This is a genomic window from Blautia sp. MSJ-36 (assembly GCF_018917985.1).
Taxonomy (GTDB): Bacteria; Bacillota; Clostridia; order Lachnospirales; family Lachnospiraceae; genus Blautia_A.
Map to the genome: position 1 here is coordinate 1 of NZ_JAHLPQ010000043.1, position 14,003 is coordinate 14,003.

At 42.4% G+C, this 14,003-nt stretch carries 12 protein-coding genes; 6 read left to right on the forward strand and 6 right to left on the reverse strand.

What is annotated here, in order from left to right:
• Positions 1-74 precede the first annotated feature (74 nt).
• Positions 75-860, reverse strand: a complete 786-nt coding sequence (locus KQI39_RS17800; RefSeq protein WP_330654104.1) for a CHASE domain-containing protein — start codon at positions 858-860, stop codon at positions 75-77.
• A gap of 253 nt (positions 861-1,113) precedes the next feature.
• Here KQI39_RS17800 and KQI39_RS16480 point away from each other — a divergent pair, with 253 nt between their 5' ends.
• Positions 1,114-2,469 (forward strand): MATE family efflux transporter, encoded by a 1,356-nt coding sequence (locus tag KQI39_RS16480; protein WP_216419657.1) that lies wholly within the window; start codon positions 1,114-1,116, stop codon positions 2,467-2,469.
• Between the two features lie 116 nt (positions 2,470-2,585).
• Here the strand turns inward: KQI39_RS16480 and KQI39_RS16485 are convergent, their stop codons facing one another.
• Genes KQI39_RS16485 through KQI39_RS16500 form a run of 4 tightly spaced genes read right to left on the reverse strand, consistent with a single transcriptional unit; the run spans position 2,586 to position 7,274 of the window.
• Entirely contained in the window at positions 2,586-3,614 is a 1,029-nt protein-coding gene (locus tag KQI39_RS16485; RefSeq protein ID WP_216419659.1) for a sugar kinase, read from the reverse strand.
• A 2-nt stretch (positions 3,615-3,616) separates the two neighbouring features.
• A complete protein-coding gene (locus KQI39_RS16490) occupies positions 3,617-4,258 on the reverse strand; it encodes a bifunctional 4-hydroxy-2-oxoglutarate aldolase/2-dehydro-3-deoxy-phosphogluconate aldolase (protein WP_216419660.1) in 642 nt (213 codons plus the stop codon).
• Between the two features lie 13 nt (positions 4,259-4,271).
• A complete protein-coding gene (locus KQI39_RS16495) occupies positions 4,272-5,756 on the reverse strand; it encodes a tagaturonate reductase (protein WP_216419663.1) in 1,485 nt (494 codons plus the stop codon).
• Between the two features lie 36 nt (positions 5,757-5,792).
• Positions 5,793-7,274 carry a UxaA family hydrolase gene (locus tag KQI39_RS16500; RefSeq protein ID WP_216419665.1) on the reverse strand — a complete coding sequence of 494 codons (1,482 nt, stop codon included), beginning with the start codon at positions 7,272-7,274 and terminating at the stop codon, positions 5,793-5,795.
• A gap of 306 nt (positions 7,275-7,580) precedes the next feature.
• On the opposite strand from KQI39_RS16500, the gene KQI39_RS16505 reads away from it, so the two are divergent.
• The 5 genes from KQI39_RS16505 (at position 7,581) to KQI39_RS16525 (ending at position 13,015) form a co-directional block, all read left to right on the forward strand.
• Positions 7,581-8,570 carry a TRAP transporter substrate-binding protein gene (locus tag KQI39_RS16505; protein WP_253293232.1) on the forward strand — a complete coding sequence of 330 codons (990 nt, stop codon included), beginning with the start codon at positions 7,581-7,583 and terminating at the stop codon, positions 8,568-8,570.
• A complete protein-coding gene (locus tag KQI39_RS16510; protein ID WP_216419674.1) occupies positions 8,570-9,067 on the forward strand; it encodes a TRAP transporter small permease in 498 nt (165 codons plus the stop codon). Before KQI39_RS16505 ends, KQI39_RS16510 begins: the two co-directional genes overlap by 1 nt.
• Complete coding sequence (locus tag KQI39_RS16515) at positions 9,068-10,375, forward strand: TRAP transporter large permease (RefSeq protein WP_216419668.1); 1,308 nt, start codon at positions 9,068-9,070, stop codon at positions 10,373-10,375.
• Positions 10,376-10,469: 94 nt separating this feature from the next.
• Entirely contained in the window at positions 10,470-11,876 is a 1,407-nt protein-coding gene (gene uxaC / locus KQI39_RS16520) for a glucuronate isomerase (protein WP_216419670.1), read from the forward strand.
• 131 nt (positions 11,877-12,007) lie between these two features.
• A complete protein-coding gene (locus KQI39_RS16525) occupies positions 12,008-13,015 on the forward strand; it encodes a LacI family DNA-binding transcriptional regulator (protein WP_216419672.1) in 1,008 nt (335 codons plus the stop codon).
• Between the two features lie 65 nt (positions 13,016-13,080).
• Here KQI39_RS16525 and KQI39_RS16530 read toward each other — a convergent pair whose 3' ends face one another.
• Complete coding sequence (locus KQI39_RS16530; protein ID WP_253293230.1) at positions 13,081-13,851, reverse strand: hypothetical protein; 771 nt, start codon at positions 13,849-13,851, stop codon at positions 13,081-13,083.
• Positions 13,852-14,003: the final 152 nt, after the last annotated feature.

Below are 14,003 nucleotides of genomic sequence, written 5' to 3' on the forward strand. Positions count from 1 at the left end.
TGAACTTGGAAAAATCAAAAAATTGATATTCTAAAAATTTTATTTTTTAATATCTGTAGGGATTCTTTGCGGTTTTACAGGTTTTCACGTAATCTATTTGAAGTAGCACAATAGGTTAATTTAAGGTCCTTCCATCCGTTTTCAGGAGCTATTTCTAATATCCAGTTCTCTTTACCTATCGTAAAATCATAAGAAACAGTATGAGTTAATTGGTCGTCTGACTGATAAACAACTTTATAAGTATCCGTCCAGGGAGCGTCAGTTTTTGAAAGCCTGTATTCATATCCGAAATCCGAAAGAGCATTGATCGCATCTGAAAAAATGTCAGGAACACGCAGGATAACAATGGTAAATCCCCAGAAATATTCCTGGTTGTTTTTATCTTTCAGGTAGATTGGATTGCGGACGGCAATTCCACAGCCGCCCTGTTTTAAATCGAAAGGACCTTGTGTAACGATCACGTGGTTGTCTCTTGCGTAACGGGAAATCCTGCCACGTTCTTTATCCTGGAGCAGATCGATCTTACCCGCTTCCATTCCCTCTGAAGGATAAATATCTGTCACAATACCATCCGGAGCAAGCTGTATGCTTTCAATAAAGTCAGACATAATATTTTCCGCAATTGTGTCAAACTGACTGATCTTTCCATTTTCACTGATCAGGACCTGCTTTAGCGCATCTGTGATCGCAATTCCATTTGTAATCTCATTTTTTATACGTTCGCCGTAGGTTGTTGCATTTAATTGTGCTTTTATGTGTTGTTGTTCAGTTTCATGTGAGTCTGTTTTGTATACAATTAAACCAACAAGGCATATGCCCAGTAAAAAAACGATAAGAGGTACAATTGTTTTTTTCTTCACCTGGTTCACCTCGTTTTATTAGTTTCACAATAAAGTATTATATCATAGAAGTAAAAAAATAGAATGATTTTTTGCGTTAAAGTGATATTGTTTTTTTATGTACAATGGAAATATGACCAGAGGGGAAAATATAGTCTACAATTAAGGATCATATTGGAAAGAATACTGAAAAAGCCTCGCGGTTTTGTAAGGTATATGATATACTGTCCTTTATAAGTAAATATCTTGTCGAAATTTACGGAGGATCTGACCGATGCTGAATAAAAAAGATTTTTTGAAATATGCATCAAAATTAGCATTTCCGATCATGATCCAAAATCTGATCGGAACATTGGTAAATGTTGCGGATACTGTAATGCTGGGATATGTAAGCCAGACTGCCATGTCAGCTTCATCCCTTGCCAACCAATATACATTTATTCTTTTCTGCTTGTATTATGGTATGGCCACAGGTACTTCGGTTTTATGTGCCCAGTACTGGGGAAAGGGTGATAAAAAGACAGTAGAAAAGATTCTCGGCCTGGCGGAGCGGATCTCACTGATCGTTTCGCTTGTATTTTTCATTATCTCTTTTTCCATGCCGACTACGATCATGAAGATTTTTACAAACAGTCCGGATACGATTGCTGCTGGTAGTGAGTACTTGAAGGTGATCTCATTTTCCTTTATGTTCATGGGTTTCTCTCAGGTTTTCATGAGTGCCCTTCGAAGTGTCGGAAAAATAATGCTGCCTTCTGTTACATACATTGTATCGCTTTGTGTCAATGTGTTTTGTAATGCCACCTTTATCTTTGGCCTGTTTGGACTTCCAAAGCTTGGTGTTACCGGTGTTGCCCTTGGTACCGTTATTGCCAGGATCGCAGAGGTATTGATCTGTCTCATCTACTCATTAAACAGCTCCGATGTCAGATTCCGGATAAAATATTTCTGTGCGAAATCCGGTATTCTGTTCAGGGACTTTATGAAAATTGCTTCTCCGGCCGTGATAAATGATGTTGTCTGGAGCTTTGCCAGTTCAGCATTCGCAGCGATCCTTGGCCATATCGGTGATGATATGGTTGCCGCAAATGCCGTTGCTGTTATGGTGGTAAATATTGGAGCCATCGCCTGTCGCGGTTTTGCCAACGCTACTACCATCATTATCAGCCAGGAGCTTGGTAAAGACCATAAGGATACAGCAAGAGAATATGGGAAGCGTATGCTGAGAATAACAATTATCGTAAGTCTGATCGGATGTGCCGTTATTCTGGCAGTCCGCCCTATGATACTGGATTTCTACCGGGATAAACTGACAGAGACAGCCATTTATTATCTTGGCATTTTTATAGTTATGACCACCTGGCGTCTTGTGGGAGAGGGGATCAATACCTGTCTTATATGTGGCTGCTTCAGAGGTGGTGGTGATTCCAGGTTTGGAATGATCGTGGATTCCATATTTATGTGGCTTGTTGCAGTTCCTCTTACCTTTCTTGCCGCATATGTTTTAAAATTGCCGCCTGTCTGGGTATACTTTATAATGACCTTGGATGAATTCGAAAAAATGCCTGTGGTGTTCATCCACTATTTCAGAAATAAATGGCTTACGAACATTACCAGAGATTTTGACTGATCATGCAGCTGTAATAGAATAATACTCTAACGAAAAAGAGGCCGTATTTAACGGCCTCTTTTTTGTTAGAGTATTATCAAAGGAGTATTATCAAAGGATGAATGAAAACGACAGGATCAACGCTGTACACGTCCTGCGCCATCGCTCTCGATCATGGACAGGACTTCGGATTCGGTGATGTAGTTTAAATCACCGGGGATTGTGTGTTTGATCGCAGCAGCGGCAAGTCCGAATTCAAGTGCCTTTCTGCTTCCCATATCAGCGAGAATGCCATGAAGGAAGCCGGAGGCAAAGGAATCTCCACCGCCAACGCGGTCAACGATATGAAGCATATAGTCACGACCCTTGTAGTAGTCGTCTGATGTGCAGACAGCACCGGACCAGCCATTGTCGGAAGCGCTGATGCTGTTGCGGAGGGTTGTGATCAGGTGAGTGAAATGGTAATGGTTTAATACATTACGCATATGCTTTTCATCCACACAGATATTGTATTCGCCATCGATGAAATCAATACCAGCTTCCGTATAGCCGAGGCATTTTGCTGCATCCCGGGCGTTTCCGAAGCAGATATCGACATATTCCATCATCTCAGAGAGCATTTTCTGCTTTCCCTCTATGTCAGATGTCCATAATTTAGAACGATAATTCAGGTCAAAGGAAACAGTTACATGATGTTCCTTTGCCTTTTTTAATGCCGCAAGGGTGAGCTCCTTTGCTTCTTCGCTTAATACCGGAGTGATGCCGGATACATGGAAAAGATCAGCATCCTTAAAGATTTCGTCAAGATCAAATTCATAAGGAGCTGCTTTGGTAATGGAAGAATCTGCACGGTCGTAAACAACACTGGAAGGACGAACGGAGGAACCATTTTCAAGAAAATAAATTCCAAGACGTTTGCCGCCTCGTGCAATGTGGCTGCAATCAACATTTAAGCTTCTGAGTGTGCTGATCGCAGCATCTCCAATGGCGTTTTCCGGTATTTTGGAAAGAAAAACGGAATGATGACCGAATTCTGCCAGAGATACAGCAACGTTAGCTTCTGCACCTCCATAGTTGATCTCAAAATCCCGTGCCTGTAAGAAACGCTGATTTCCGGGAGGAGAGAGTCTCAGCATGATCTCACCTAAAGTTACGACTTTAGCCATTTTTATACCTCCCTGACAGAATGGACAAGCTCAACAGCTTCTTTTGTAAGCTCTGTGATCTTATCAAAAGCTCCTGAAGTGATAAGGCTGCCCTTGACCATCCAGCTTCCGCCGCAGGCAAAGATTTTTTCGTAGCGGAGATAATCGCAGAGAGTTGCGGCACTGATGCCGCCTGTAGGCATAAACTGCATCATGTTATACGGAGCAGCCAGAGCTTTGATCATCGGAAGTCCGCCTGAAGGTTCAGCCGGGAAAAACTTCACAAGACGAAGTCCGAGGGCATAAGCCTGTGCAAGCTCGCTTGGAGTTACAACTCCGGGAGTTACAGGGATATCCTTTTCGATGCAGTATCTGACAATTTCAGGATCAAGTCCCGGAGTAACGATAAAACGTGCTCCGGCAGCTACTGCACGGTCAACCTGTTTCGTTGTAAGAACAGTACCTGCTCCGACGACCATCTCAGGGTACTGAGAGGTCATAATGCGAATGGATTCTTCTGCAGCATCTGTACGGAAGGTTACCTCGGCGCAGGCAAGACCACCATCGCAGAGTGCCTTTGCAAGAGGGGCAGCATCTTTGGCATCATCTAACACAACAACAGGAACGACACCGAATTTACCAAGTTTTTCTAATGTTGTATTCATAATATAATCTCCCTTAAGCCAGTGTTTTCATTACTTCATATGTGCCGTTCTCGCGGATCTGAGTCAGATAATTGCATACAGCTGCTTCAAATCCGGAAATCTGAGTCAGATCTTCGCCCCAGAAGGAGGTGTTGGTGCATACTGCATGAACGAGATCAGCTGTGGAGTCATCCTTATGTGCAAGGTAGAATTCGAGAACTTCCTTATCATCCTTTACAGTATATTCATTGTCAGCTCTTTTTGCTGTAAGACCGTTTTCAGTCAGGGCATATCCGTTGTAGAATGCGATGTAGAATGCAAAGGAAGCTGTGATGCATGCAGGAAGCTCGCCCTTACGCTCTACATATTTTTTGAGTGAAGGCATAACTCGTGCTTTCCATTTGGAGGTTGAATTCAGAGAAATGGAAAGAAGAGCATGGTCGATAAATGGGTTTTTGAAACGCTCTGTAACAGCTGCGGCAAAGTCTTCCAGCTCTGCTTTTGGAAGATCCAGAGTAGGAATGATCTCATCGTAAATAGTTTTGTTCATAAATCCACAGATCACATCGTCATTCATACAGTCTCTTACAATATCCTGTCCTGCAAGATATGCACCCAGTACAAAGGAAGTATGAGCACCGTTTAAGATACGTACTTTTCTCTGTTTGTATGGTTTGTGGTTGTCAGTGATCAGGATCGGAAGGTTCGCTTTGTCAACCGGGAATTCATCTTTAATTGACTGAGGTCCTTCAATTACCCAGAATCCGAAGATCTCACCGGTGTCGATCAGGTTGTCTTCATAACCCAGCTCTTCGCAGATCGCAGCAGCCTCATTTCTCGGATATCCTGTTACGATTCGGTCTACAAGTGTAGAACAGAAGATGTTTTCAGCTTTGATCCAGCTGATAAAGTCCTCACCGAGGTTCCACTGCTCTGCATATTTTAATACACATTTCTCAAGCTCTTTTCCATTGTCATCGATCAGCTCACAGGAAAGAATGATAAATCCTTTGCCGGCTTCCTGACCGAATTTCTGGAAACGACGATACATAAACTGGGTAAGCTTTCCGGGATAGCTGTTTGCCGGAACATCGGTAAACTGACAGGAAGGATCATAGGTAATGCCGGCTTCCGTTGTATTACATGCGATAAAACGAAGATCCGGGTTATCTGCACAGGCAAGAACATCTTCAAACTCTTTATATGGATTAAGGCAACGGCTTACGCAGGAGATAACACGTTTTTTGTTTACTTTTTTGCCATCTTGGAATCCACGGAGAAATAAAGTATAAAGTCCCTCCTGGTCATTGATCATGTCAGCAAGACCTGGTGCGATCGGCTGGCACAGAACAACCTTGGAGTTAAATCCGGCTTTTTCGTTTAACTCATCAATAAAATAATCTACAAAGGCACGGAGGAAGTTTCCTTCACCAAACTGAAGTACACGTTCCGGTGCTGATTCAAGAAGATATCCGTCATAGCCCTGTTCTTTTAAAGTTGCATAAGATAATTTTTTCATTTCTGCATTTTCCTTTCATATAATAAATAATTCGATTTATAAAGTAACTCCCTGTTTGAAAATAGCCATATCATGGAAACCAGCTTCCTCGGATTTGGATTTCTTTCCGGAAGCAATTTCAAGAACAAAATCCAGAAGCTCTTCTGAAAGCTCATCAAGAGGAGTATCATTTACCATGACTCCACAGTTGAAATCGATCCAGTTCTGCTTTTTCTGAGCAAGCTGGTTATTTGTGGAAATCTTAACTGTAGGTACAGGACTTGCAAAAGGTGTTCCTCGTCCGGTGGTGAAAAGTACAATATGTGCACCGGATGCAGCAAGAGCAGTAGAGGCAACAAGATCATTGCCAGGTGCGCTCAGCAGATTTAAGCCTTTTTTCTTTACAGGCTCTCCGTAGGAAAGAACTCCCATAACAGGTGCGCTTCCGGATTTCTGAGTACATCCGAGAGATTTATCTTCAAGACTGGAGATGCCACCCTTTTTGTTTCCGGGAGAAGGGTTTTCATAAATGGTCTGATTATGACTTTTAAAATAGTTTTTGAAATCGTTGATAAGAGCAACTGTCTGATCAAACAGATCCTCTGTCTCACAGCGGTTCATAAGAGATTCTTCAGCGCCGAACATTTCAGGAACCTCTGTAAGAATCGTAGATCCGCCCATTGAGATCAGCTTGTCAGAGAATGCACCAACAGTAGGGTTTGCCGTAATTCCGGATAAACCGTCGGAGCCACCGCATTTCATACCGATCACCAGTTCAGATGCACTGATCGGCTCACGCTTAAATGAGGATGCGTAGGAGATCAGCTCCTTAACGATCTCAATACCATCACTGATCTCATCTTCGCACTCCTGGGCAACAAGAAAACGTACACGTTGGGGATCATATTCCCCGATAAATTTCTTTAATTCATCGATGTTGCTGTTTTCGCAGCCGAGTCCAAGAACCAGAACACCGCCGGCATTCGGATGATTAACCAGATCGGCAAGGATCTGGCGTGTGTTATTCTGATCGTCACCCATCTGGGAACATCCGTAAGGATGTGGGAAAGCACAGACACCATCGATCTGGTCTGTAATATATTTCTGTGAGGCTCGTTCGATAGCAGTTGCGATATTGTTAACGCATCCTACTGTAGGAATGATCCAAACTTCATTACGTACACCAACACGGCCGTCTTTTCTGCGATATCCCTGGAAGAACTTTGGCTCTCGATGTGGAAGCTCTGAAACATTCTTACTATATGTATAGGTAAGAAGATCTCCGAGCCCGGTTTTTAAATTATGAGTGTGGATCCATGAACCAACAGGAATATCTGCGGTTGCCCGTCCGATCGGATTTCCATATTTGATAATGGAATCACCTGGTTTTAAATTTTTTAATGAGAACTTGTGTCCCTGCATGATGTCTTCTGTAAGAGTAAGTGTGGTGTCATCAAGTTCGATCACGGTGCCTTTAGTCAGAGGCTGAAGAGCAACTGCTACATTATCTAAAGGATTGATTTTAATAAAAGATTTCAAGAAATCAACGAACCTCCTTCGTGTGAAATGGTTGTGTAAGAGCTTACACACAAGTTACATCAGGAAAATAAAAACGTCAATAGGTAAGATGAAAAAAATCAATAATTGTGAAATTGCACAAAATAATGTGTGAAATTTTGTCTATAAAGCAAATTAGATATAACTTGAAATTGTTAAAAGGTTGTCATATACTGAATATAACGTGTAAGGGCTTACACAAAATGTAAACAGTTCGGCAGAAACCGAAAGGAGAATAAGAAAATGATCAAGTGGAAACGAATTGTCAGCACAGTGCTTTGTGTAAGCATGATCAGTGTACTGGCAGCAGGGTGTGGAAGCAGTGATGGTTCGACAACTAAGAAGAGAATCATTAGAGTAGCTCTTTCACAGTCTGAGGAGCATCCGGAATACAAAGGTCTTGTAAAATTCAAAGATTACATAGAATCTGAATTAGGAGATAAATACGAAGTGCAGCTGTTCCCTAATGAGCTCCTCGGAGGTCAGACGAAGGCGATCGAGCTTACACAGACAGGTGCCATTGATTTTACAGTAGCAGGTACTCCTAACCTGGAGATCTTTGCAGATGTATATGAAGTATTCAGTATGCCATATCTGTTCACATCAGAAGAAGCTTATTTTGCAGCGATGAACGATACAGATTATATGGATAATGTCTATGCATCAACAGAGGACACAGGACTTCAGGTTGTAACATGGTACAACGTAGGAACAAGAAACTTCTATGCAAAGAAACCGATCAATACCCCTGATGATCTGAAAGGAATGAAGATCCGTGTGCAGCAGAGTCCGGCAAGTATCAAGATGGCGAATGCCTTCGGAGCCGCAGCATCACCTATGAGCTTTGGTGAGGTATATACAGCTATTCAGCAGGGTGTTATTGACGGAGCAGAAAATAACGAGCTTGCACTTACTGATAACAAGCACGGCGAGGTTGCAAAATACTTTACTTATTCCAAGCATCAGATGATTCCGGATGTATTGATCGCAAACTACAAATTCTTAAATGGATTAAGTGATGAAGAAAGAACTGTATTTGAAAAAGCGGCACAGCTTTCCACTGATACAGAGCTCAAAGAATGGGAAAAGGATGTAGAAACTGCAAAGAAGACTGCGGAAGAGGACATGGGCGTAACATTTATCGAACCTGATCTGAATGCATTTAAGGATAAGGTCAAGGATGTTCAGCAGGAAATGCTTGACGCCAATCCGAATATCCGTGATCTGTATGCGCATATACAGGAATATAACAAAAAATATGCAGGGGAGGAGAAATGATGGAAACATTACATAAGATAAGAAAAGGTATGAATACAGTTGTTTCAACTATCTGCATTATTTTATTTGCGGTAATGGTTATTGTCGGAACCTATCAGATCATAACAAGATTTGTTTTTAACAGCCCAAGTACTGTATCAGAGGAGCTTCTTACCTATACATTTGCATGGATGGCTATTTTTTCCAGTGCCTATGTATTCGGAAAACGTGATCATATGAGAATGACATTTGTTGCAGATAAGCTTCCGAAGGAGCAGAGAAAAATCCTGGAGATCGTGATCGAGCTTCTGATAATCGCATTTGCAGTTATCGTACTGATCTATGGCGGATTTACGATCATGGGACTTACCATGACACAGAAAACAGCATCTCTTGGCGTAATGATGGGTGTTATTTATGCAGTTGTACCGATCAGCGGAATTTTGATCGCAATTTATGGTGTACTGAACGTGATAGATCTGTGCGCAGGATATGAGAACACGGAGGAGGATAAATAAATGAACATAGCGTTAGTTTCAGGACTTATCATCTTAGTCCTTTTGATAGTTATGCTGATCGCCGGCGTGCCGATAGCGATCGCGCTTGGAGTATCATCCGTATGTGCGATCCTGCCGGTTATGAACCTTGATGTTGCTGTACTTACCGGATGTCAGAGGATCTTCTCAGGTATTTCTGTATTCAGCCTGCTTGCAATTCCTTTCTTTATCCTGGCAGGTAACATTATGAATAAGGGTGGAATTGCTGTAAGACTTATCAACCTTGCAAAACTGATCACCGGACGTGCGCCGGGAGCTCTTGCTCAGACGAATATCCTGGCAAACATGCTGTTCGGATCCATTTCCGGTTCCGGAACTGCAGCAGCTTCTGCAATGGGTTCCATTATCGGACCGATTGAAAAAGAAGAAGGATATGATCCGAACTTCTCAGCAGCAGTTAATATTGCAACTGCACCAACGGGACTTCTGATCCCGCCAAGTAACGTAATGATCACCTATTCACTGGTGAGTGGCGGAACATCTGTAGCAGCACTGTTTATGGCTGGTTATATTCCGGGAGCATTGTGGGGACTTGCCTGCATGCTGGTGGTATATGTGATCGCCAAGAAAAAAGGCTATCGTGCAAAAGCTCTGTTTACAGCAAAGGAAGCCGGAAAGATCGTGCTTCAGGCATTACCGTGTCTCCTTCTTATTGTGATCGTTATCGGAGGAATTATCTTTGGTGTGTTCACAGCTACAGAGGGTTCTGTGGTAGCCGTTGTATATAGCCTGTTTCTGTCACTTTTTGTATATCGTTCCATTACGATCAAAGAGATCCCGCAGATTTTAAAGGAAAGTGCAGAAATGACAGGAATCATTATTTTCCTGATCGGTGTATCAAGCATTATGTCATGGGTAATGGCATTTACCAATATTCCGACACTTGTATCCAGTGCACTTCTGTCAGTCAGCAGCAACAAAATCGTTATTTTACTTCTGATCAATGTTATTCTGCTGATAGTAGGAACCTTTATGGATATGACACCTGCCTGCCTGATCTTTACACCGATCTTCCTTCCGGTTTGCTCATCACTTGGAATGAATACGATCCACTTTGGTATCATGATGATCTTTAACCTGTGTATCGGAACGATCACACCACCGATAGGAACAACACTTTTTGTTGGTGTTAAGGTAGGAAAAGTTCAGATTGAAACTGTATTCAAACAGCTTCTTGTGTATTTTGCAGCAATTTTTGTTGTGCTTATGTTTGTTACTTACATCCCGGCACTCAGCTTGTGGCTGCCGAAGCTGATGGGATACATTTAACTGATAAAATGCGAAGCAGTCATTCGGCTATGAGCAAGCAGCGAATGCGGATCGCGAATATCCGCTTGAAAAGAAAGAAGAGGTAGATATTATTATGAAAGCATTTATGGACAAAGATTTTTTACTTTCTACAGAAGCTTCAAAAAAATTATTTCATGAATATGCAGAGACAATGCCGATCGTGGATTATCACTGCCACATCAATCCGCAGGAGATCGCAGAGGATCGTAAGTTTGAAAACATCACACAGGTATGGCTTGGTGGTGACCATTATAAATGGCGTCAGATGAGATCAAACGGAGTAGATGAATATTACATCACAGGTGGCGCTAGTGACCGCGAGAAATTCCAGAAATGGGCGGAAACTTTGAGCAAAGCGATCGGAAATCCGCTTTATCACTGGAGTCATCTGGAATTACAGAGATATTTCGGATATACAGGATACCTTAACGGAGAAACCGCTGAAGAGGTGTGGGATCTTTGCAACAAAAAACTTCAGGAAGATGATATGTCAGTAAGAAATATCATCCGTAAGTCCAATGTAAAATTGATCTGTACTACAGATGATCCGGTAGATGATCTGAAATGGCACAAGGTTCTTGCTGAGGATGACAGCTTTGAGGTAAAGGTACTTCCTGCATGGCGCCCGGATAAGGCAATGAATCTGGAAAAACCGGAATATCCGGAATATATGAAAAAGCTTTCAGAGGTAAGTGGAGTAAAAATTGAGAAATTTGCAGATCTGAAGGAAGCTCTTCTTAAGAGAATGGATTTCTTCGCTCAGATGGGCTGCTGTGTATCAGACCATGCACTTGAATATGTTATGTATGCACCGGCAGCAGAAGAAAAGGTGGATGAGATCTTTAAGAAGAGACTGAATGGTGAAAGCATTTCAAGAGAAGAGGAAATGATCTTTAAGACAGCATTTATGCAGTTTGTCGGAAAAGCATACCATAAAAAGAACTGGGTAATGCAGATCCATTACGGATGCAAGAGAGACAATAATGCATTTATGTATGAACAGCTTGGACCGGACACAGGATATGACTGTATCAATAACTATGCACCAAGTGCACAGACAGCAGATTTCCTGAATTCTCTGATCGCATCCAATGAGCTTCCAAAGACGATCCTGTATTCTCTGAATCCGAATGATAATGAAGCGATCGGAACGATCCTCGGCTGCTTCCAGGGAACAGAGGCTGCCGGAAAGATCCAGCAGGGAAGTGCGTGGTGGTTCAATGATCATAAAACAGGTATGATCGCACAGATGACATCCCTTGCAAACCTGGGACTGCTTTCTAATTTTGTAGGAATGCTCACAGACTCAAGAAGCTTTTTGTCTTATACCAGACATGAGTATTTCCGCAGAATCCTCTGTGAGCTTATCGGAGGATGGGTTGAAAACGGAGAATATCCGGCTGATTACAAGACTTTAAAAGAAATCGTGTGCGGAATCGCATACAATAACGCTGTGAACTATTTTGGATTTGACCTGTAAAATTTCAGATGTTAAAATAAATATCAAAGCTCGAAAAAAGCATATCAGACCTGAGCTGTCTGATATGCTTTTTCAATAGAAATATTTGAGTGAAGATTTATATTACTTTCAGAATGAACAGGAGAAAAAGAGTGAATATATATGATATTGCAAAGCTGGCGGATGTATCTATCGCAACTGTATCCAGAGTAGTAAATAACAGTCCGAAGGTAAGCGCAAGGACAAAAGAAAAGGTTCTTGCAATTATGAAAGAAAATGAATATACGCCAAATGCATTTGCCAGAGGTCTGGGCCTGGGAACGATGAAAACGGTAGGGATCATCTGTCCGGATATTTCGGATATCTATATGGCAAAGGCGGTATCTTATCTGGAAAGTAATCTTCATGATCATGGATATGACTGTATTCTGGGATGCAGTGGATTTAAACAGAAAGAAAAGGAAAGCTACGTGAAGCTTCTTTTGTCCAAGAAGATCGATACACTGATCCTGGTGGGTTCTACTTATGCAGGAAGCGGCAAGGATGAAGCTGATACAGATTATATCCGCGAGGCAGCAGAACAGGCTTCGGTATTTATGATCAATGCAAAGGTTGCAGGAGATAATATCTACTGTACGTATGCAGATGATTTTCAGGCGACCTATGAAGTGACAAAGGCTTATCTTCGCAGAGGAAAAGAAAAGATCCTCTTTATGTATGATTCCGAATCCTTCAGTGCAAGACAGAAGCTGGCAGGGTATGAGGCTGCATTGCAGGATGCAGGCTATCCGGTTCTGGGGAATCTGAAGTTTAAGACAAAAAATGACATTGAATATACGAAGAACATGCTGCTTGAATATAATAAAGTACTTGATTTTGACAGCGTGCTTGCTACTGATGACGGAATTGCAGCAGGTGCGGTCAAATATGCAAAGATAAAGGGACTGTCCATTCCGGAGGAGCTATCGATCACAGGATATAATAACTCAATCCTTGCGCTTTGCAGTGATCCTGAGCTTACCTCAGTTGACAGTAAGCTGGGAGTAATGTGCAGAAAGACTGTGGAACGAATGATCGAGCTTCTGGAGAATGAAGCTCAAATTGAGAAGAACGTGTGTGTTCCGTGTGAGATAGTCCGCAGATGTACTACGGATTATTGATAAAGAAAAGCCGTCGGCTGGTGAGAAGATCACCTGTCGGCGGCTTTGTCATGTCATGGGAGCATTTATAACTCCTTTGGAGATATTTCAAGGTATTCATAGGATGGCTGGAAATTATGGCTGTCACACTGGCGGTGATATTGGGTAAAAATACGTTCTATGATGTCAGGGATATGCGTTTCAGCAGGTTCAAACAGTATGATGAGATACTGCAGAGAGCTGTAGCGTGTACAGATATCCACACGGCGGATATTCTGCCGGATGGACTGTTCCATATACTCCAGAGCCTGCTCAATGGATTCGATATCAGGAACTGTATCCACAAGTGTCTCGATGGTGATCATCACCAGATAACATCTGCACTGGCTGCGTGTGACAAGCTGGCTCATGTATTCATACTGGCGTGCGAAATCCCGGTAATTCAGATCAAGAGCGCCCACATAGATACCGCTTTTCTGAAGGGACTCTGCCACAAGCTCCAGATCCTTTCCGGAACCGGATGCCGCAAGAGTGCTGCGGTCGATCTGCTGGTAGAAAAAGAACTGGTTTTTGCGGATTTCGCTCTGCTGGCGTTTTAGCTCTATATCCTGGACATTTTTGATGGCTCTTACAATATTGACAAAGAGCAGGATCAGCATACCGGTACCCACAAACAGTCCAGACAGCGATGTGACAAAATATACGGAGGTTGCTTCAACGGCAATACACAGGATCGCTGCCAGCAGACCAATGAGCAAAAGCCGGTCGGCCTTGTTTTTTTCGGTGTGTATATACTGGAACAGGTGCACAAATATTGTGGCAACGGTGATCGCCAGGATTCCGTGACTTACAGGCATGGTTTCGATATATTTTCCACAGGGGGTCAGACCCCAATGTGGTAAACATAGCGTCAACTTAAGAGAAAATCAGTCTTAGAGAAGCAACAGATTTTAAAGAGAAATAGGAAAAGAAGAAGCAGGGAAGAAAAATAAGCGTAGGAAACCAGGGC